The organism is Phycicoccus avicenniae (genome assembly GCF_018139485.1).
In the GTDB taxonomy this organism is placed as follows: Bacteria; Actinomycetota; Actinomycetes; order Actinomycetales; family Dermatophilaceae; genus Phycicoccus; species Phycicoccus avicenniae.
The window spans coordinates 89,641-108,922 of the sequence record NZ_JAGSNF010000008.1 but is presented as its reverse complement, the minus strand read 5'-3'; the positions used below and the strand labels follow the sequence as shown (position 1 = coordinate 108,922).

The 19,282-nt window shown below is 73.1% G+C and carries 18 protein-coding genes; 16 read left to right on the top strand and 2 right to left on the bottom strand.

Features of this window, described 5'->3' with window-relative positions:
- Positions 1-11: 11 nt before the first annotated feature.
- The 4 genes from map to meaB all read left to right on the top strand — a co-directional run bounded on the left by map (position 12) and on the right by meaB (position 5,940).
- The gene (gene map / locus KC207_RS07130; protein ID WP_211602314.1) at positions 12-869 is read left to right on the top strand and encodes a type I methionyl aminopeptidase; all 858 of its coding nucleotides are present in this window, start codon (positions 12-14) and stop codon (positions 867-869) included.
- A 96-nt stretch (positions 870-965) separates the two neighbouring features.
- On the top strand, positions 966-2,777 hold the full coding sequence (locus KC207_RS07125) for a methylmalonyl-CoA mutase family protein (RefSeq protein WP_211602313.1): 1,812 nt from the start codon (positions 966-968) through the stop codon (positions 2,775-2,777).
- Positions 2,774-4,930 carry a methylmalonyl-CoA mutase gene (gene scpA / locus KC207_RS07120; protein ID WP_211602312.1) on the top strand — a complete coding sequence of 719 codons (2,157 nt, stop codon included), beginning with the start codon at positions 2,774-2,776 and terminating at the stop codon, positions 4,928-4,930. Before KC207_RS07125 ends, scpA begins: the two co-directional genes overlap by 4 nt.
- Positions 4,927-5,940 carry a methylmalonyl Co-A mutase-associated GTPase MeaB gene (meaB, locus tag KC207_RS07115; RefSeq protein ID WP_211602311.1) on the top strand — a complete coding sequence of 338 codons (1,014 nt, stop codon included), beginning with the start codon at positions 4,927-4,929 and terminating at the stop codon, positions 5,938-5,940. The genes scpA and meaB overlap by 4 nt, the downstream gene beginning before the upstream one ends.
- On the opposite strand, the gene KC207_RS07110 is transcribed toward meaB, so the two are convergent.
- The gene (locus KC207_RS07110) at positions 5,921-7,165 is read right to left on the bottom strand and encodes a CPBP family intramembrane glutamic endopeptidase (protein ID WP_211602310.1); all 1,245 of its coding nucleotides are present in this window, start codon (positions 7,163-7,165) and stop codon (positions 5,921-5,923) included. The genes meaB and KC207_RS07110 overlap by 20 nt on opposite strands.
- 195 nt (positions 7,166-7,360) lie before the next feature.
- Between KC207_RS07110 and infA the strand changes: the two genes are divergently transcribed.
- The 12 genes from infA (at position 7,361) to KC207_RS07050 (ending at position 18,591) form a co-directional block, all read left to right on the top strand.
- Positions 7,361-7,582, top strand: coding sequence for a translation initiation factor IF-1 (gene infA, locus KC207_RS07105; RefSeq protein ID WP_006946284.1), 222 nt, complete (start codon positions 7,361-7,363; stop codon positions 7,580-7,582).
- A 28-nt stretch (positions 7,583-7,610) separates the two neighbouring features.
- On the top strand, positions 7,611-7,724 hold the full coding sequence (rpmJ, locus tag KC207_RS07100; protein WP_166099899.1) for a 50S ribosomal protein L36: 114 nt from the start codon (positions 7,611-7,613) through the stop codon (positions 7,722-7,724).
- A 211-nt stretch (positions 7,725-7,935) separates the two neighbouring features.
- Positions 7,936-8,313 (top strand): 30S ribosomal protein S13, encoded by a 378-nt coding sequence (gene rpsM, locus KC207_RS07095; protein ID WP_211602309.1) that lies wholly within the window; start codon positions 7,936-7,938, stop codon positions 8,311-8,313.
- A gap of 56 nt (positions 8,314-8,369) precedes the next feature.
- The gene (gene rpsK, locus KC207_RS07090; RefSeq protein ID WP_211602308.1) at positions 8,370-8,774 is read left to right on the top strand and encodes a 30S ribosomal protein S11; all 405 of its coding nucleotides are present in this window, start codon (positions 8,370-8,372) and stop codon (positions 8,772-8,774) included.
- Positions 8,775-8,809: 35 nt separating this feature from the next.
- Positions 8,810-9,418 (top strand): 30S ribosomal protein S4, encoded by a 609-nt coding sequence (gene rpsD, locus KC207_RS07085; RefSeq protein ID WP_211602307.1) that lies wholly within the window; start codon positions 8,810-8,812, stop codon positions 9,416-9,418.
- A gap of 149 nt (positions 9,419-9,567) precedes the next feature.
- Positions 9,568-10,602 (top strand): DNA-directed RNA polymerase subunit alpha, encoded by a 1,035-nt coding sequence (locus KC207_RS07080; RefSeq protein WP_211602306.1) that lies wholly within the window; start codon positions 9,568-9,570, stop codon positions 10,600-10,602.
- A 40-nt stretch (positions 10,603-10,642) separates the two neighbouring features.
- Positions 10,643-11,323, top strand: coding sequence for a 50S ribosomal protein L17, sunset domain variant (rplQ, locus tag KC207_RS07075; RefSeq protein WP_211602305.1), 681 nt, complete (start codon positions 10,643-10,645; stop codon positions 11,321-11,323).
- An 85-nt stretch (positions 11,324-11,408) separates the two neighbouring features.
- On the top strand, positions 11,409-11,864 hold the full coding sequence (locus KC207_RS07070; RefSeq protein ID WP_211602304.1) for a hypothetical protein: 456 nt from the start codon (positions 11,409-11,411) through the stop codon (positions 11,862-11,864).
- Between the two features lie 30 nt (positions 11,865-11,894).
- Positions 11,895-12,746: a tRNA pseudouridine synthase A gene (locus tag KC207_RS07065; protein WP_211602357.1), complete on the top strand. Its 852-nt coding sequence runs from the start codon at positions 11,895-11,897 to the stop codon at positions 12,744-12,746.
- Positions 12,747-12,755: 9 nt separating this feature from the next.
- Positions 12,756-13,154 carry an MmcQ/YjbR family DNA-binding protein gene (locus tag KC207_RS07060; protein WP_211602303.1) on the top strand — a complete coding sequence of 133 codons (399 nt, stop codon included), beginning with the start codon at positions 12,756-12,758 and terminating at the stop codon, positions 13,152-13,154.
- Between the two features lie 54 nt (positions 13,155-13,208).
- Positions 13,209-14,903 (top strand): ABC-F family ATP-binding cassette domain-containing protein, encoded by a 1,695-nt coding sequence (locus KC207_RS07055; protein WP_211602302.1) that lies wholly within the window; start codon positions 13,209-13,211, stop codon positions 14,901-14,903.
- Positions 14,904-15,087: 184 nt separating this feature from the next.
- On the top strand, positions 15,088-18,591 hold the full coding sequence (locus KC207_RS07050) for an alpha-amylase family glycosyl hydrolase (protein WP_211602301.1): 3,504 nt from the start codon (positions 15,088-15,090) through the stop codon (positions 18,589-18,591).
- A gap of 21 nt (positions 18,592-18,612) precedes the next feature.
- Here the strand turns inward: KC207_RS07050 and KC207_RS07045 are convergent, their stop codons facing one another.
- Complete coding sequence (locus KC207_RS07045; protein ID WP_211602300.1) at positions 18,613-19,269, bottom strand: LmeA family phospholipid-binding protein; 657 nt, start codon at positions 19,267-19,269, stop codon at positions 18,613-18,615.
- Positions 19,270-19,282 lie beyond the last annotated feature (13 nt).

Sequence of the window (19,282 nt, the reverse complement as noted above, 5' to 3'; positions counted from 1 at the left end):
CGACACACCGCATGGGACTGTTCGGCCGCGAGCGCTGCGAGGGCAAGACCCCCGAGCAGCTGGCCCGGATGCGCACCGCCGGTCTGCTCGTCGGGCGCACCCTGGACCTCGTCGCGGCGTCGGTGCGGCCCGGCGTCACGACGCTCGAGCTCGACGCGCTCGCCGAGACGCACATCCGCGACCACGGCGGGGTGCCGAACTTCCAGCTCGTGCCCGGCTATCGCCACACCCTCTGCGCGTCCGTGAACGACGAGATCGTCCACGGCATCCCGCGGGCGGACAAGACGCTCCGCGAGGGCGACCTGCTGTCGGTCGACTGCGGCGCCGAGGTCGAGGGCTGGAACGGGGACGCGGCGATGACGCTCGTCGTCGGCGGCCGGGACGCGGGACGGCCCGAGGACATCGCGCTGTCCGACGACACCGAGGCCGCCCTCTGGGCCGGTATCGGCGCGCTGCGCGTCGGGGGAGCGCTCTACGACGTCGGCGCCGCGGTCGAGGACTCCCTCACGGCGGCGGGCACCGACCGCGGGCGGCGCTACGGGCTCGTCGAGGACTACGTCGGCCACGGGATCGGCACCTCGATGCACATGGACCCGCAGGTCCCGAACTACCGGGTGTCCGGGAAGGGTCCGAAGGTCGTCGACGGCACGACGATCTGCGTCGAGCCGATGGTGACGCTCGGCAGCCAGGACAACACCGTCCTCGAGGACGAGTGGACCGTCGTGACGCGGGACGGGTCGCGGGCGGCGCACTGGGAGCACTCCGTCGCCGTCACCGAGGCCGGTCTCCACGTCCTCACCGCCCTCGACGGGGGCCGCGAGCGGCTGCAGGCCGCCGGTCTCCGGTACGCCGACATCGCGCCCGCCTGAGGGGTCCGTCCCGGCCCGGGTGACCGATCTCTCGGTGTCCCGCGACCACGCCGTGGCTAGGGTTGACGGGACCGACCGCCGATGGAGGAGGGCTGGATGACGTCGCCCGCTGCGGACCCGATGGCACTCGCCGAGGGGTTCGACCCGCGCACCCGCGAGGACTGGCGCCGGCTCGTCGCGCAGGTCCTCGCCAAGGGCCGGCCCGAGGGGGACGGTCCCGGGCCGGAGGAGGCGGAGGACGCCCTGCGCCGCGAGCTCGACGGCGGGCTGAGCACGGCCGGGCTGTACCTGCGGGAGGACCGCGACCTCGGCCTGCCCGGCGTGGCGCCCTTCACCCGCGGCCGCACGGTCCGCGACGGCACCCTGCCCTGGGACGTCCGCCAGCTGCACGACGACCCCGACCCGGCGCGCTCGCGTGCCTTCGTCCTCGACGACCTCGAGCACGGCGTCACCTCGGTGTGGCTCCACGTCGGCGACGAGGGCATCGCCGCCGCCGACGTCCCCGAGGTCCTCGCCGACGTCCGGCTCGACCTCGCCCCCGTCGTCGTCTCCTCCTTCACCGACCAGGAGGGTGCGGCCCGCGCCCTGCTCGACCACGTCGGTGACTCCACGACCGCGGGTCTCGGCCTGGGGCTCGACCCCGTCTCCGCGGCCCTGCGCACCGGCGCCGCCCCCGACCTCACCGGACTCGCCCCGCTCGTCGACCGCTGCGTCGGCCGGGAGGGCTGGAGCGCGCTCACGCTCGACACCCGTGTCCTCCACGACGGGGGTGCGAGCGAGGTCGACGCGCTCGCGTTCGGGCTGTCGTGCGCCGTCGCGCTGCTCCGCCGTCTCGAGGCCGACGGGCTCGACCCCGCCCGGGTCGTCCCCCTCGTCGAGATGCGGCTGCCGGCGACGGCCGACCAGTTCCTCACCGCGGCCGTCCTGCGGGCCGCCCGCCGCCTGTGGGCGCGGGTCGCCGAGGCCTGCGGGGTGCCGGAAGCCGACCGCGGGCTGCGGACGCACGCCGTGACGAGCCTGCGGATGGCGGCCCGCCAGGACCCCTTCGTCAACGTGCTGCGGGGCACCCTGGCGGCCTTCGGCGCGTCGATCGGGGGCGCGGACGCCGTCACCGTGCTCCCGCACGACACCGTCGCCGGCCTCCCCGAGCGCTTCGGCCGCCGGCTGGCCCGCAACACCCAGATCCTCCTCGCCGACGAGTCCAACGTCGGCCGCGTCACCGACCCCGGTGGCGGGTCGTGGTACCTCGAGGCGCTCACCGACGAGGTGGCGACCGCCGCCTGGGAGCGCTTCCGTGAGGTGGAGCGGGCCGGCGGTGCGCTCGAGGCGCTGGCGTCCGGGCTGGTCCACCGCTGGGCCGCCGTCGCGGCCGACGACCGCGCCCGGCTCGTCGCCACCCGGGCCAGGCCGCTCACCGGCGTCTCGACCTTCCCGGACCCGCGGGACCCGACACCGCCGCGCCGGACCCGGTCCGCGCTCCCGGTCTCCGACGGCGCCCTCGCCCCGCGCCGTGACGCGGCGCCGTTCGAGGCGCTGCGCGACCGGGCCCGAGCGCTCGGCGCACCCACGGTCACCCTCGCCACCCTCGGGCCGCTCCGGGACCACCAGGCCCGGCGCTCCTTCGCCGAGAACCTCCTCGCCGCCGGGGGCCTCGTGGTGGGGGAGGAGGTGGGGCCGGTCGCCGTCCTCGTCGCGGGTCGGGGCGGGTACGCCGACGGCGCCCGGGAGGAGGTCGAGCGGCTGCGGGCCGCGGGCGTCGGCCACGTCCTCGTCGCGGGCCGCGCCGACGAGCTCGGCGACGACGCGGACCTCGTCGACGGCGAGCTCTACGACGGGGTGGACGTCGTCGCCCTGCTCGGTGACCTCCTCGACCGGTTCACCGACGCCACGGACGGAGCGCAGCGATGAGCAGGATCCCGGACTTCGGCTCCCTCGACCTCGGCGACGGCACCCCCTCTGCCGGGGCCCCGCCGGCCGCGGGCGAGCCGTGGCTCACCCCGGAGCAGATCGCGGTCAAGCCGTTCTACGACGCCTCCGACCTCGACGGCCTCGACTTCCTCGACACCGTCCCCGGCGCCCCGCCGTACCTGCGCGGCCCGTACCCGACGATGTACACGACGCAGCCGTGGACGATCCGCCAGTACGCCGGCTTCTCCACGGCGGAGGAGTCCAACGCCTTCTACCGGCGCAACCTCGCCGCGGGGCAGAAGGGGCTGTCCGTCGCGTTCGACCTCGCGACCCACCGTGGCTACGACTCCGACCACCCGCGGGTCGCGGGCGACGTCGGGATGGCCGGCGTCGCGATCGACTCCATCGAGGACATGCGGATCCTCTTCGACGGCATCCCGCTGGACCGGATGTCGGTGTCGATGACGATGAACGGCGCCGTCGTCCCCGTCCTGGCCCTGTACGTCGTCGCCGCCGAGGAGCAGGGGGTGGGCCCGGACCGCCTCACGGGGACCATCCAGAACGACATCCTCAAGGAGTTCATGGTCCGTAACACCTACATCTACCCACCCGAGCCGTCGATGCGGATCATCAGCGACATCTTCGCCTTCACGAGCCAGGAGATGCCCCGGTTCAACTCGATCTCGATCTCCGGGTACCACATGCAGGAGGCCGGGGCGACGCAGGACCTCGAGCTCGCGTACACCCTCGCCGACGGCGTCGAGTACGTCCGCGCCGGGAAGGCCGTCGGGCTCGAGGTCGACCGGTTCGCGCCCCGGCTGTCCTTCTTCTGGGCCATCGGCATGAACTTCTACATGGAGGTCGCCAAGATGCGGGCGGCCCGGCTGCTGTGGGCCCGGCTCGTGCGCGAGCAGGGCGGGAAGGACCCCAAGTCGCTCTCGCTGCGCACGCACAGCCAGACCTCCGGGTGGTCCCTCACCGCGCAGGACGTCTTCAACAACGTCGTGCGCACGTGCGTCGAGGCGATGGCCTCGACCCAGGGCCACACCCAGAGCCTGCACACGAACGCCCTCGACGAGGCGATCGCGCTGCCGACGGACTTCTCGGCCCGGATCGCCCGCAACACCCAGCTCGTCCTCCAGCAGGAGTCCGGCACGACCCGCACCATCGACCCGTGGGGCGGGTCGGCGTTCGTCGAGCGGCTCACGCACGACCTCGCCCGCCGGGCGTGGGCGCACCTCGAGGAGGTCGAGGCGGCCGGCGGGATGGCGAAGGCCATCGAGGCCGGGATCCCGAAGATGCGGATCGAGGAGGCGGCGGCGCGCACCCAGGCGCGGATCGACTCCGGCCAGCAGCCGGTGATCGGGGTCAACACCTACCCCGTCGACGAGGACGAGCCGATCGAAGTCCTCAAGGTCGACAACGTCGCCGTCCGGGCGAGCCAGGTGGCCCGCCTCGAGCGGCTGCGGGCCGAGCGGGACGAGGAAGCCTGCCGCGCCGCCCTGGCCCGGATGACCGAGGCCGCGCGCGCCGGGTCGGACGGCACGCTCGGCACGAACCTGCTCGCGCTCGCCGTCGACGCCGCCCGGGCCAAGGCCACCGTCGGCGAGATGTCCGCCGCGATGGAGGAGGCGTTCGGCCGGTACACCGCGCAGATCCGTACGATCGGTGGCGTGTACAGCGCCGAGGCCGGGGAGGACGCCTCGGTCCGGGCCGCCCAGGTGGCCGTCGAGGAGTTCGAGGAGGAGCAGGGCCGCCGCCCGCGCATCCTCGTCGCGAAGATGGGCCAGGACGGCCACGACCGCGGACAGAAGGTCATCGCGACGGCGTTCGCCGACCTCGGCTTCGACGTCGACGTGGGTCCGCTGTTCCAGACCCCGGACGAGGTCGCCCGGCAGGCCGTGGAGACCGACGTGCACGTCGTCGGGGTCAGCTCGCTCGCGGCGGGTCATCTCACCCTCGTGCCGGCGCTGCGTCAGGCGCTCGACGACCTCGGCCGGGACGATCTCATGATCGTCGTCGGCGGGGTCATCCCCGACCAGGACCACGAGGCGCTCCGGGAGGCCGGTGCCGACGCGATCTACCCGCCCGGGACCGTCATCAGCCGGGCGGCGACGGCCCTCGTCGCCGACCTGCGCGAGCGGCTCGGGTGAGGCCGGTCGACGTCGACGACCTCGCGGCGGGTGTGCGGGCGGGGTCCCGCGGCCACGTCGCCCGGGCCATCACGCTCGTCGAGTCCCGCCGGACCGACCACCGTGAGCAGGCCCGCGAGCTGCTCGCCGGCCTCGACGACGCGACCGGGCGGGCCGTCCGGCTCGGCCTCACCGGGGTCCCCGGCGCGGGCAAGTCGACGTTCACCGACGCCCTCGGCACCCGGCTCGTCGAGGCCGGGCACCGCGTCGGCGTCCTCGCGGTCGACCCGAGCTCACGCCGGACCGGAGGCTCGATCCTCGGCGACCGCACCCGGATGGCGACGCTCGCCGCGAGCGACGACGCCTTCATCCGGCCCAGCCCGTCGGGGCGCCAGCTCGGGGGGGTCGCCAGGGCGACCCGCGAGTCGATGCTCGTCCTGGAGGCCGCCGGGTACGACGTCGTCGTCGTCGAGACCGTCGGCGTCGGCCAGAACGAGATCGCCGTGTCCGAGATGGTCGACACCTTCCTCCTGCTCACCCTCGCGCGCGCCGGCGACCAGCTGCAGGGCATCAAGCGGGGGATCCTCGAGCTCGCGGACGTCATCGCCGTCAACAAGGCCGACGGCGACGGCGAGACCCCGGCGAAGGGGGCGGCCCGCGACCTGGCGTCGGCGATGCGGCTCATGCTGCCCGGTGACGTCCGCCGGCCGCCGGTGCTCACCTGCTCCTCGGTGACCGGCGCCGGGCTCGACGAGGTGTGGCAGGCCGTCCTGGACCATCGGGCCCACCTGTCCGAGGGCGGGTCCCTCGAGGCCCGCCGCGCCCGGCAGCAGCAGGACTGGATGTGGGCGCTCGTCGACGCCTCGCTCACCGACGGCGTCCGCGGGTCGGCGAGCGTGCGGGCCGAGCGAGAGGCCGTCGAGGAGGCGGTGCGCGCCGGGACGATGAGCGCCGTCGACGGCAGCGCCCGTCTGCTCGCGCTCTACACCGCCGACCTCGCGGCGGGGGAGGTCAGCCCCGGGCCGGGGTGAGCGCGCCCGCCGGCGCGACGCCGCGCCGGACCGCGAGCCGCAGGAGCACCCACGTCACGAGACCCGTGACGAGCCACGCCATCGCGGCCGACGCCGGGCTGCCGGTCGCCTCGGCGTCGACGAAGGACTGGTCGAGACCGCCGAAGAGGGAGCCGGCGACGGTGATGAGCACGTTGTTCACGACGTGCACCGCGATGACGGCCTCGAGGCCGCCGGTGCGCCACGCCAGCCAGCAGCCCGCCACCGCCAGCGCGGAGAGCTCGGCGACGATCCACGGGTCGGCGGAGCCGTGGGCGGCGGCGAACAGGGCCGTCGTGAGGAGGGTCGTCACGACGAGCGCGACGACCGGCCGCCGGAACCAGGCCCCGACGGCCTGGAGCAGCCCGCCGCGGAAGAAGACCTCCTCCGCGCTCGCCTGGAGCGGGGTGAGCAGGAGCGCCGAGGCGAGCAGACCCGCCCACTCCGCGGGGCGGGGGAGCACCTGCTGGTCGAAGACGACCCACGACACCGCGAGGTAGACCGCCCACACCGGCACGACGACGAGGAGGCACCAGCCGAGCCAGCCCCACCGCAGCCGCCCCGCCACGGAGAGCACCCGCCAGGGCGAGCGGCGGTGCGCGACCCACGAGGCGAGCAGCGTGGACGGCACGAGGAGGATGAGGGTGAGGTTGAGGACGGCGAGCCCGGACGCCGACCCCACGAGCTCGGCCTCGTCGGCGGGCACGAGCCCCGCGAAGGTCAGGGGGAGCACGACGAGGACCGTGAGCAGCGCGTAGGAGAGGGCGAAGACGACCAGCCAGAGCAGCGGGCGCCACCACCGGTGGCGGGGACCGCGCATCTGGTGCACGAACGGCCGCGGCTCGGCCTCGGCCGCCGCGACCGCCTCGGCGGCGGCGACCCGCTCGTCCGTGGCGGTGCGCCACGCGGAGCGGGCCCTCGCCGCGTCGACGAAGGCGGGGTCGAGGCCGGGGGAGGCCCAGGGCGGGGCCCCGGGGGTGTCGCCCCCGACGGGGACCCGGGCGGCGTGCGCCCAGGCGACGACGGCGGCGGCCGCGGGTCCGGCCCCCGGAGCGACCCACAGTCCGTCGGCGCCCTGGATCCGCTCGACCGGCAGGGTGCGGGCGTCGAGCGGACGGACCTCGACGTCCGGCGCGACCGCGGGGGAGCCCTCGGCCGGGCCGGAGGTGACCTCGTCGGCGGTGAGCAGGGCGATGCGGACCGTCATGCGACGATTGTCGGGGGTGCCCCTGGGAGAGGGCTCGGCGGATCCCGGATTTCGCCGCACGGGGCGCCCTGCCCTATCATTGAACGTCGGTCACGTGTGCGCATGCGTGGGTGCATCCTGCGAGGTGGGCACGGGGCCGATTTCCATGGGTGGTCCGACCGACGAAGGGCTGCCCACCTGGCGGATTGAGAGGGTATGGCCAAGAAGGACGGCGTCATCGAGATCGAGGGCACGATCGTCGAGGCACTCCCGAACGCGATGTTCCGGGTCGAGCTGACGAACGGTCACAAGGTGCTCGCGCACATCTCCGGCAAGATGCGACAGCACTACATCCGGATCCTCCCCGAGGACCGGGTCGTGGTGGAGCTGAGCCCGTACGACCTGACCCGCGGCCGCATCGTCTTCCGCTACCGCTGAGACAGACCGACGAGACAGCAAAGGCGACATGAAGGTTCAGCCGAGCGTCAAGAAGATCTGTGACAAGTGCAAGGTGATCCGCCGTAACGGGCGGGTCATGGTGATCTGCGACAACCCGCGCCACAAGCAGCGCCAGGGCTGACCCCGGTCAGACGCAGGTCACGGCACGAGGTCACCGATCTCGACCGGACGCACCACACCAGAAGCACGCAGCACCCGACCCCCGACGGGCCACCTGGATCGCAGGTGGGCGCGGGACGTCACCCCCGGCCCGGAGGCCGGGGACCGGACCAGGATGGGCCGGACCGGTGTTGCACCAGACCTCCGGACATCACGAGAAGGAAACCATCCCCATGGCACGACTGATGGGAGTCGACCTCCCGCGCGACAAGCGCGCCGAGGTCGCACTGACCTACATCTTCGGTGTCGGTCGCACGAGCGCACAGAAGGCCCTCGCGGCCACCGGCGTCAGCCCGGACACCCGGGTCAAGGACCTCGGTGACGACGACCTGGTCAAGCTGCGCGACTGGATCGACGACAACCTCCAGGTCGAGGGTGACCTGCGGCGCGAGGTCGCCGCGGACATCCGCCGCAAGGTCGAGATCGGCTCCTACGAGGGCCTCCGTCACCGCCGGGGCCTCCCGGTGCGCGGCCAGCGGACCAAGACCAACGCGCGTACCCGCAAGGGCCCGAAGCGCACCGTGGCCGGCAAGAAGAAGGCCGGTAAGTGACCTGCGCCTGACGCGCGTCACGCCACCTCACCCGAAGACTTCGTAGGAGAACACACATGCCTCCCAAGGGCCGCAGTACCGGCGCCAAGAAGGTGCGCCGCAAGGAGAAGAAGAACGTCGCCGTGGGCCAGGCCCACATCAAGAGCACGTTCAACAACACGATCATCTCGATCACCGACCCCACCGGTGCCGTCATCTCCTGGGCCTCCGCGGGCCAGGTCGGCTTCAAGGGGTCCCGCAAGTCCACGCCGTTCGCCGCGCAGACCGCCGCCGAGGCCGCCGCGCGCCGTGCCATGGAGCACGGAATGCGCAAGGTGGACGTCTTCGTCAAGGGCCCGGGCTCCGGTCGCGAGACCGCCATCCGCTCCCTGACCGCGGCCGGCCTCGAGGTCGGCTCGATCCAGGACGTCACCCCGCAGCCGCACAACGGCGTCCGCCCGCCCAAGCGCCGCCGCGTCTGAGCGCCGACAGACTTCGCGAAAGGTAAGAGAGAGACATGGCCCGTTACACCGGACCCATCACGAAGAAGTCGCGTCGCCTCAAGACCGACCTCGTCGGTGGTGACAAGAACTTCGACCTGCGCCCCTTCCCGCCCGGCCAGCACGGCCGTCGCCGGATGCAGGAGAAGGAGTACCTGACCCAGCTCCAGGAGAAGCAGAAGGCCCGCTTCACCTACGGGGTCATGGAGAAGCAGTTCCGTCGGTACTACAAGGAGGCGGCCAACCGCCCCGGCAAGACCGGCGAGAACATCCTCACGATCCTGGAGTCCCGGCTCGACAACGTCGTCTACCGCGCCGGGCTGGCCCGGACCCGTCGCGCCGCCCGTCAGCTCGTGACGCACGGCCACTTCGAGGTCAACGGCGTGCGCGTCGACGTCCCGAGCTACCGGGTCGAGCAGTTCGACATCGTCACGGTGCGCAAGCAGTCGGTCGAGATGCTGCCGTTCCAGCTCGCCCGCGAGACCTTCGGCGACCGGCCGACCCCGGCCTGGCTGCAGGTCGTCCCCGGCTCGCTGCAGATCCTCGTCCACTCGCTGCCGACCCGTGCGCAGATCGACACGGTGCTCACCGAGCAGCTCATCGTCGAGTTCTACTCCAAGAACTGACCTGACGTCCGCGACGGCGCCGGCCCCACCCGGCCGGCGCCGCCGCGGACGCCGCCCGTCCCGCGGACCGAGCCGGGGCGGGTGCCGGGATGGTGCCCGGCGTTCACGCGGCGTCATATAGCGGTCGCCCGTGGGAAGGAAGAACCACCGTGCTCATCGCACAGCGTCCCGTCCTCAGTGAGGACGTCGTCTCCGAGTACCGGAGCCGTTTCGTCATCGAGCCGCTCGAGCCGGGCTTCGGCTACACGCTCGGCAACAGCCTCCGTCGCACCCTGCTCTCGAGCATCCCGGGCGCGGCCGTCACGAGCATCCGCATCGACGGCGTGCTCCACGAGTTCTCGACGATCCCGGGCGTCAAGGAGGACGTCACCGAGATCATCCTCAACATCAAGAGCCTCGTCGTCTCCTCCGAGCACGACGAGCCGGTCGTCATGTACCTGCGCAAGCAGGGTGCGGGCGCCGTCACCGCCGCGGACATCGCGCCGCCGGCCGGTGTCGAGGTGCACAACCCGGACCTGCACATCGCGACGCTCAACGACAAGGGCACCGTCGAGATGGAGCTGACCGTCGAGCGCGGCCGCGGCTACGTCTCGGCCGTCCAGAACAAGGCGGGCGACCAGGAGATCGGCCGGATCCCGGTCGACTCGATCTACAGCCCGGTCCTCACCGTCACGTACAAGGTCGAGGCGACCCGTGTCGAGCAGCGCACCGACTTCGACCGCCTCGTCGTCGACGTCGAGACGAAGAGCTCGATGGCCCCGCGCGACGCGCTCGCCTCCAGCGGCAAGACCCTCGTCGAGCTCTTCGGCCTGGCCCGCGAGCTCAACGTCGAGGCCGAGGGCATCGACATGGGCCCGTCGCCGACCGACGCCGCGCTCGCCGCGGACCTCGCGCTCCCGATCGAGGACCTCGACCTCACCGTCCGGTCCTACAACTGCCTCAAGCGCGAGGGGATCCACACCGTGGGTGAGCTCGTCGGCCGCAGCGAGGCCGACCTGCTCGACATCCGCAACTTCGGTGCCAAGTCGATCGACGAGGTCAAGGCGAAGCTCGCGGGCATGGGCCTGGCGCTCAAGGACAGCCCCCCCGGGTTCGACCCGAGCATGATCGCCGACCGCTACGACGACTTCACCTTCGGAGAGGGCGAGGACGACTCGGCGTTCGCCGAGGACGAGCAGCTCTGAGCCACCGCCCTCCCGGCACTGTCACCAAGGAGAATCAACCATGCCCACGCCCACCAAGGGTCCCCGTCTCGGAGGCGGTCCCGCGCACGAGCGGCTCATCCTCGCCAACCTCGCGCAGTCGCTCTTCGAGCACGACCGCATCACGACGACCGAGGCCAAGGCCAAGCGCCTGCGCCCCCTCGCCGAGCGGCTCGTCACCTTCGCCAAGCGGGGTGACCTCTCGGCCCGTCGCCGGGTCATGGCGGTCGTCCGCGACAAGGGTGTCGTCCACCGTCTCTTCGTCGAGATCGCGCCGGACATGGCCGAGCGCAACGGCGGCTACACCCGCATCACGAAGATCGGGCCGCGCAAGGGCGACAACGCCCCGATGGCCGTCATCGAGCTCGTCCGCGAGCCCGTCGCGAAGAAGGCCACCGTCAAGGAGGCCGAGGCCGCGACGAAGCGCTCGGCCAAGGACCGGGACGCGGCCGAGGCCGCCGCCGAGACCCCGGCGGCGGAGGAGGCCGAGACCACGGACGCGACGACCGAGGTGCCCGAGGGCGCCGTCGCCGCGAACGAGGACGGCTCGTCGCCCGACGAGGCGTACGTCGTCAAGGGCAACGCCAACTCGATGAAGTTCCACGAGCCCGACGGCCAGTGGTACGAGCAGACCGTCGCCGAGGTCTGGTTCAGGACCGCCGAGGACGCCGAGGCCGCGGGCTTCACCAAGGCCGGCTCCTGACGCCACGGGTCGCACCCGCCGAGCGAGGGCCGTCTCCCCACCGGGGAGGCGGCCCTCGCCGCGTCCCGGCCGATATCGTCGGGGGATGCCCGCCCGCCCCGCGTCCCTCCTCGTCGCCCTCGTGGGCGCCGCGGTCCTCGCGGGCTGCGGTGGTGGCGGTGACGCGTCCGGCGGCGGCATCTCGCCGGCGCCGGGGGAGAGCCCCGGGCCGACGACCGTGGACACCGACCAGCGCTTCCCCGACGTCGAGACCGCGGAGCTCACGCCGGAGGAGGGTGGCACCTGGTCCCTCGCGGTGACGGTCTCCTCGCCGTACGACACCCCGGAGCGGTACGCCGACGGATGGCGCGTGCTCGACGAGGAGGGGAACGAGCTCGGGACCCACGAGCTCGCGCACGACCACGCGGACGAGCAGCCGTTCACCCGGACCCAGTCCGGACTGGCGATCCCCGAGGGCGTCGACGAGGTCAGGGTCGAGGGGCGGGACAGCGCGAACGGGTACGGCGGGAGCACCGTCGTCGTGCCCGTGCCCGCCGGGTGAGTCCGCGCGGCTAGCCTGACCCGCGTGACGGTGCGGCTGCGGATCGACCTCGCCTACGACGGCACGGGCTTCTCGGGGTGGGCGACCCAGCCCGGACGGCGGACCGTCGAGGGGGTGCTGTCCGACGCGCTGACGACCGTGCTGCGGTCCCCGGAACCTGTCCGTCTCACCGTTGCCGGGCGCACCGACGCCGGCGTGCACGCCCGCGGGCAGGTGGCGCACGCCGACGTCGACGCCGTGGCGTGGCGGGCCCTGCCGGGACGGTCGGACCGCGCCCCGGAGGAGGCCGCCGTGACACGGCTGCGTGGGGTGCTGCCCGTCGACGTCGTCGTCCGGAGGGTCACCGTCGCGCCGGACGGCTTCGACGCCCGGTTCTCCGCCCTGCGCCGGCGCTACCTCTACCGGCTCGCCGACGACGACGCCCGCCACGACCCGCTGCGCCGGCTCGACACGGTGCGGGTCCGTGGGCGCCTCGACGCGGCGGCCATGGACGCGGCGGCGGGCGGGCTCGTCGGACTGCGCGACTTCGCGGCCTTCTGCAAGCGGCGTGAGGGCGCGACGACGGTCCGTACCCTCCTCGAGTACGGCTGGCGGCGGGACGCCGACGGCGTGCTCCTCGGCACGGTCGTCGCCGACGCGTTCTGCCACTCGATGGTCCGGGCGCTCGTCGGCGGCGTCGTGCCGGTGGGGGAGGGGCGGGAGGACGCGGGGTTCCCCGCAGCGGTCCTCACGGGAGGGGTGCGCGACCCCCGGGTCAGGGTGATGCCGGCGCACGGGCTGTCCCTGGAGGAGGTGGCCTACCCGGCGGACGACGAGCTCGCCGCCCGCGCGCAGGAGTCCCGGGCGACGCGGACCCTGCCGGACGACGCTGCCGGGGCCTAGCCTGGGGCGATGGCGCACCCGCCGAGGTTCGACGAGGACGACCCGCTGCTCGCCCGGCTGCGCTCGCTGGCGCTGGCACTGCCCGGCGCGGACGAGAAGGTCAGCCACGGGCGGCCGACGTTCTTCACGAAGAAGGTCTTCGCGATCTTCGGCGGGGTGATCAAGGGCGACCACGGCTCGCACGCCCTGCGGCGCGCGCTCGTCTTCCTCCCCGACGACGCCGAGCGGCCGGCCCTGCTCGACGACCCGCGGTTCGTCGTCCCCGGCTACGAGGGCGCCTACGGCTGGCTCGCGCTCGACCTGCAGGGGGAGGCCGTCGACTGGGACGAGGTCGCCGAGCTCCTCGAGTCCTCGTACCGGGCGACGGCACCGGTCCGGCGGGTCGCCGAGCTCGACGCCCGCGGCTGAGCGGCGCCGGAAAGCGCTCGATCGCAGGCCCGTCGTCGGGGACACTGGTCGCTCGTGGGACATCTCGACGTCGGAGCCGTGGGCTTCTCGCTGCCGGACGGCCGGCCCCTCCTGCGGGAGGTGACCTTCCGCGTCGGCGAGGGCGCCAAGGTCGCCCTCGTCGGACCCAACGGGACGGGCAAGACGACCCTCCTGCGGATCCTCGCCGGTGACCTGGCGGCGCAGGACGGCGCCGTGACCCGCAGCGGCGGGCTCGGCGTCATGAGGCAGTTCATCGGGGCGGTCCGCGACGACTCGACGGTGCGCGACCTCCTCGTCTCCGTCGCCCCGGACCCGGTGCGCCGGGCCGCGGCCGAGATCGACCGCACGGAGCTCGCGATGATGGAGCGCGACACCGAGCAGGACCAGCTCGACTACGCCCAGGCCCTCTCCGACTGGGGCGACGTCGGCGGCTACGAGTGGGAGACGCTCTGGGACGTCTGCACCGTCGCGGCGATCGGTGTGCCGTTCGAGCGGGCCCAGTGGCGGCAGGTGACGACGCTGTCCGGCGGCGAGCAGAAGCGTCTCGTCCTCGAGGCCCTGCTCCGCGGTCCGGACGAGGTCCTCCTCCTCGACGAGCCCGACAACTACCTCGACGTCCCCGCGAAGCGCTGGCTCGAGGAGCGGCTCGTCGAGTCGCCGAAGACGGTCCTCTTCGTGAGCCACGACCGCGAGCTCCTCGACCGCGTCGCGACCCGCATCGCGACGCTCGAGCCGGGCCGCGGCGGCAACACCGTGTGGGTCCACCCCGGCCGGTTCGCGACCTACGACGCGGCGCGTGCGGACCGCAACGCCCGGCTCGACGAGCTGCTCAAGCGGTGGGACGAGGAGCACGCGAAGCTCAAGGCGCTCGTCGTCATGTACCGCCAGAAGGCGGCGTACAACTCCGACATGGCCCCGCGGCTGCACGCCGCCGAGACACGGCTGCGGCGCTTCGAGGAGGCCGGCCCGCCCGAGGCCGTGCCGCTCCGGCAGAACGTGCGGATGCGGCTGCGCGGCGGACGGACGGCCAAGCGCGCCGTCGTCTCGACCGGGCTCGAGCTGCGGGTCGACGGCACCCGGCTCGTCGCGCCGTTCGACGACGAGGTGTGGTTCGGGGAGCGGCTCGGCGTGCTCGGCAGCAACGGCTCGGGCAAGTCGCACTTCCTGCGCCTGCTCGCCGCGGGCGGGAGCCATCCCGAGAAGGAGCACGAGCCGGTCGGGGACGTGCGCCCCGCGCCGGTGGAGCACGCCGGTCGCGTGGTCCTCGGGTCCCGGGTCCGACCTGGCTGGTTCGCCCAGACCCACGACCACGCCGCCCTGCACGGCAGGTCCCTGCTCGACATCCTGCACCGCGGGGACGAGCACCGGGAGGGCCGGCCGCGCGACCTCGCGGCCCGGGCGCTCGACCGGTACGGCCTCGCGGCGGCGGGGGAGCAGACCTTCGACTCGCTCTCCGGGGGACAGCAGGCGCGCTTCCAGATCCTGCTCCTCGAGCTGTCCGGCGCGACGCTGCTCCTGCTCGACGAGCCGACCGACAACCTCGACCTGCACTCGGCCGAGGCGCTCGAGGACGCCCTCGAGGCCTTCGAGGGCACCGTCGTCGCCGTGACCCACGACCGGTGGTTCGCCCGCGGGCTCGACCGCTTCCTCGTCTTCCGGTCCGACGGGACCGTCGCGAGCAGCGACGAGCCGGTGTGGGACGAGGGACGGGTCGCCCGGACCCGCTGACCCACCCCGGGACCGCGCGAGGCGCCACCCGTCCGTCGTGGCAGGTCAGGGGGTGGGGAGCACGAGGGTAAAGAGATCGCAAGGACCGGGTCCCGGGTCTTCATGTAAAGCGTTTTCGCATCTAGGTTCACCTGCGGACCCCCCAGCCGGGCGGCGACCCCGCCCGCGACCCCCAGGAGCGACGATGCCCCGAGTACGACGCCTGCCCGCCCTCGCCGCCGGAGCGGCGCTCCTCGCGGGGCCGGGGCTCCTCACCGCCCTGCCGGCGGCCGCGGACCACACCGACGTCCCGGAGCGCGTCACGCTCATGGGCTCGCTCATGAGCGAGCTCGGGTGCGGCACCGACTGGGACACCGAGTGCGCCGAGACCGACCTCGACGCCGTCGCGGGCTCCCTGGGCGTCTTCAGCGGCGTGTTCGAGGTCCCTGCTGGCTCCTACGAGTGGAAGGTGCGGCTCGACGGGTCCTGGGACGAGAGCTACGGCGACGCGACGTTCGACCTCGGTGGCAACGTCCCGCTCGCGCTCGAGCAGGACGCCGAGCTGCGGTTCACGTACGACCACTCCACGCACCGCGTCGCGGTCGGCCCGGCCTCGCCCGCCGGCGGCCTGACCGCCGCCGACCGGGCGCTCGCCGGCGACGGGCTGCGCGAGGACCTCACCCGCGAGAACTTCTACTTCGTCATGGCCGACCGCTTCGAGAACGCGGACCCGTCGAACGACACCGCGGGCATCGAGGGGACCCGGCTGGACCACGGCCACGACCCGACGAGCCAGGGGTTCTTCCACGGCGGTGACCTGCAGGGCATCATCGAGCGGCTCGACTACATCGAGGAGCTCGGGACGACGGCGATCTGGATGACCCCGTCGTTCAAGAACAAGCCCGTCCAGGGCGAGGAGGGCACGGAGTCGGCCGGCTACCACGGGTACTGGATCACCGACTTCACCCAGATCGACCCGCACCTCGGGACGAACGAGGAGCTGAAGACCCTCATCGACCTCGCCCACGAGCGCGGGATCAAGGTCTTCTTCGACATCATCACGAACCACACGGCCGACGTCCTCGACTACCCCGAGGACGCCTACGACGCCGACGGCCAGGTCCCGTACGTCACGAAGGCGCAGGAGCCCTACCGCGACGCCGACGGCACCCCCTTCGACGACCGGGACTTCACGACGGTCGGCGACGACTTCCCCGAGGTCGACGCCGAGACCTCCTTCCCCTACGTCCCGACCTTCCGCTCCCCGGAGGACGCCGAGGTCAAGGTCCCGGACTGGCTCAACGACCCGACGATGTACCACAACCGGGGCACCTCGACCTTCTCCGGCGAGAACAGCGAGTACGGCGACTTCCCGTCCGGCAACCGGTCGGCGCTGGACGACCTGTGGACCGAGCGGCCCGAGGTCGTCCAGGGGATGGTCGACATCTACGAGACGTGGGTCGAGGACGCCGGCGTCGACGGCTTCCGGATCGACACCGTCAAGCACGTGAACATGGACTTCTGGAAGCAGTTCGGCCCCGCGCTGCAGGGCCATGCGGCGTCGATCGGCAACGACGACTTCTTCATGTTCGGCGAGGTCTACGACGCCGACCCGCGCTTCATGTCGCAGTACACGACGGAGGGCCGCCTGCAGGCGACCGTCGACTTCGGCTTCCAGGGCAGCGGGGTCAACTTCGCCAAGGGCACGCCGACCAGCGAGCTGCGGGACTTCTACGCGCTCGACGACTGGTTCACCGACGTCGACTCCAACGCCTACTCGCTGCCGACCTTCCTCGGCAACCACGACATGGGTCGCGTCGGCAGCTTCCTGCGGCAGGGGAGCACGTGGGACGACGCCGAGCTGCTCGAGCGCGACCGGCTCGCGCACTCGCTCATGTACCTGACCCGCGGGCAGCCGGTCGTCTACTACGGCGACGAGCAGGGCTTCTCGGCCCCGGCCGACGTGCCGGGCGGCATCGGTGACCAGCGGGCGCGCGAGGACATGTTCCCGAGCGAGGTCGCGCTGCACAACGACACCTACGACCTCATCGGCACCGACGCGAGCACCGCGGACGCCAACTTCGACACCTCGCACCCGATGTACGAGCACATCGCCGACCTCGCGGCCCTGCGGGAGGACCACCCCGCGCTCGCCGACGGCGCGCAGGTCCACCGGTTCGCCTCCGACGAGGCGGGGATCTTCGCGCTGAGCCGCATCGACGCCGACGAGAACGTCGAGTACGTCGTCGCCGTCAACAACGCCGACACCGAGCAGACCGCGACGTTCGCGACCTTCCAGCCGCAGCGCAGCATGCTCAAGGCGGTGTGGCCGGCCTCGGCGCCGAAGAACCTCAAGACCGACGTCGAGGGCCGGGTCACCGTGACGGTGCCGCCGCTGTCGGCCGTCGTGTACCGGGCCAACAGCCCTCTGCGTCCCGACAAGGAGGCCCCGGAGCCAGTGTTCACGGCCCCGGGCGATTCGGGCATCGTCACGGGACGCGCCGAGGTCGGCGTCAGCGTCCCCGGTGGTGACTTCACCCAGGTGACCTTCGCCTGGCGGCCCGTCGGCACGAGCGAGTGGACCCCGCTCGGGACCGACGACAACGCGCCCTACCGCGTCTTCCACGACGTCCGGGGACTCGCCCAGGGCACGCCCGTCGAGTACCGGGCGGTCGCCCGGGACCACGACGGCGACCTCGGCGTGACGTCGACGAGCGCCGTCGTCGGGCAGCCGCAGCCGCCCGCGGACCCCGGCATCGACCTCGGGCCCATCACCCAGCCCGACGCCGTGTCGGTCCCCGGCAGCCACGGCAGCGAGATCGGCTGCGCGGCCGACTGGGACCCGCCGTGCGACGCGATCCAGCTGACCCTCGACGACGACGGGGTCTGGAAGGGCACGTTCAGCCCGGTGGCCGGCCAGTACGCCTTCAAGGCGGCGATCGACCGCTCGTGGGACGAGAACTACGGCGCCGGCGGCAACCGCAACGGCTCGGACATCCCGTACGCCACGGACGGCGGACCGGTCGACTTCTACTTCGACTACCGGACGAAGTGGGTGACGAACAGCGAGCTGGACCCGGTGCTCGTCGCGACGGGTGACTTCCAGTCCGAGCTCGGCTGCGCCGCGGACGACGACGCCGACTGCATGCGCTCCTGGCTGCAGGACCCGGACGGGGACGGCACGTACTCCTTCACGACGGTCGACATCCCGGCGGGGACGTGGTCGGTGTCGGTCGACGGGACCGGTCCGGTCTCGTTCACCGTCGAGGAGGGCGAGGCGACGACGGTCTCGTTCCAGCGCTCGTCGTCGAGCCTGACCGTCGACACCTTCGTGCCGGACGTCGGCCCGGACCTGTCGACGGCGCGCGCCTCGTGGCTCACCCCCGAGGTCGTCTCGTGGAACCTGCCCGACGACCGGGGCGCGTGGACCTACCGCCTGCACTGGGGTCCGGCCGGGTCGCTCGAGCTGGACACCGAGACCGTCGGCGGGTCCTCGCTCCCGCTGACGCTCGACCCGTCGGGGCTCCCGGCGACGCTCGCGGCGCAGTACCCCGACCTGGCCGACGCCGAGGTGCTGCGGCTGTCGAAGAAGGACGCCCGCGACGCGGGGGCGATCTCGCGGTCCGGCCAGGTGGCCGTCGTCGCGTACGACGTCCTCGGGCGGGTCGTCCAGGCGACCGGCGTGGAGGTCGTGGGGCGGATCCGCTGACCCCCCGCAGGGGCCGCGACGTCAGTTCACGACGACGTCGCGGCCCTGGAGGGTGACGGCGAAGCCGGCGGCGCCGGTCGTCACCTCCCGCAGAGCCATGCCCTCGGGGACGCCGGGCACGTCCTGCCGGAAGGTGACGAGCGTGCGGGCGACGGCGCTGATCGCGGCGTCGAGGAAGGACGGTCCGCCGACGTCGACCGTCGCGGGTTCGATGAGGAGCCGGCCGTCCTGGGCGCTGACGTCGGCCGTCGCTCGGATCGTCACGTCACGGCCGAGGACCGAGGCGGTCCGCTCGATGCCGGTGCGCCCCTCGTTCGCCGCGTAGAGGCGCACCCCGTCGCCGATCTGCTCGGCGACGACGTCGAACGGGACGGTCGCGTCGATGTCGAGGCGCTGCGCCCGCAGCCCATCGGGGCCGAACCGGACCCCGGTGCCCTGTGCGGTCACGTCGGCGAGGCTGCCGTCCGGCGCGACGACTCCCTGGCTCGACAGGTCGACCGACCCGAGCCACGTCTCCTGGGGACCGAGGTCGTCCGGCGCCTGCGCGGGGGTCGCCGGGGCGGCGCTCGGCGGGAGGTCGAGCGGCTCCGCGCCGGACCCGAGGGAGGCGAGCAGGACGGCGCCACCGACGGCGAGCACGGCGAGGGTCGTCACGACCCCGAGCAGGAAGTTCTTCACCTGCTCAGCGTCG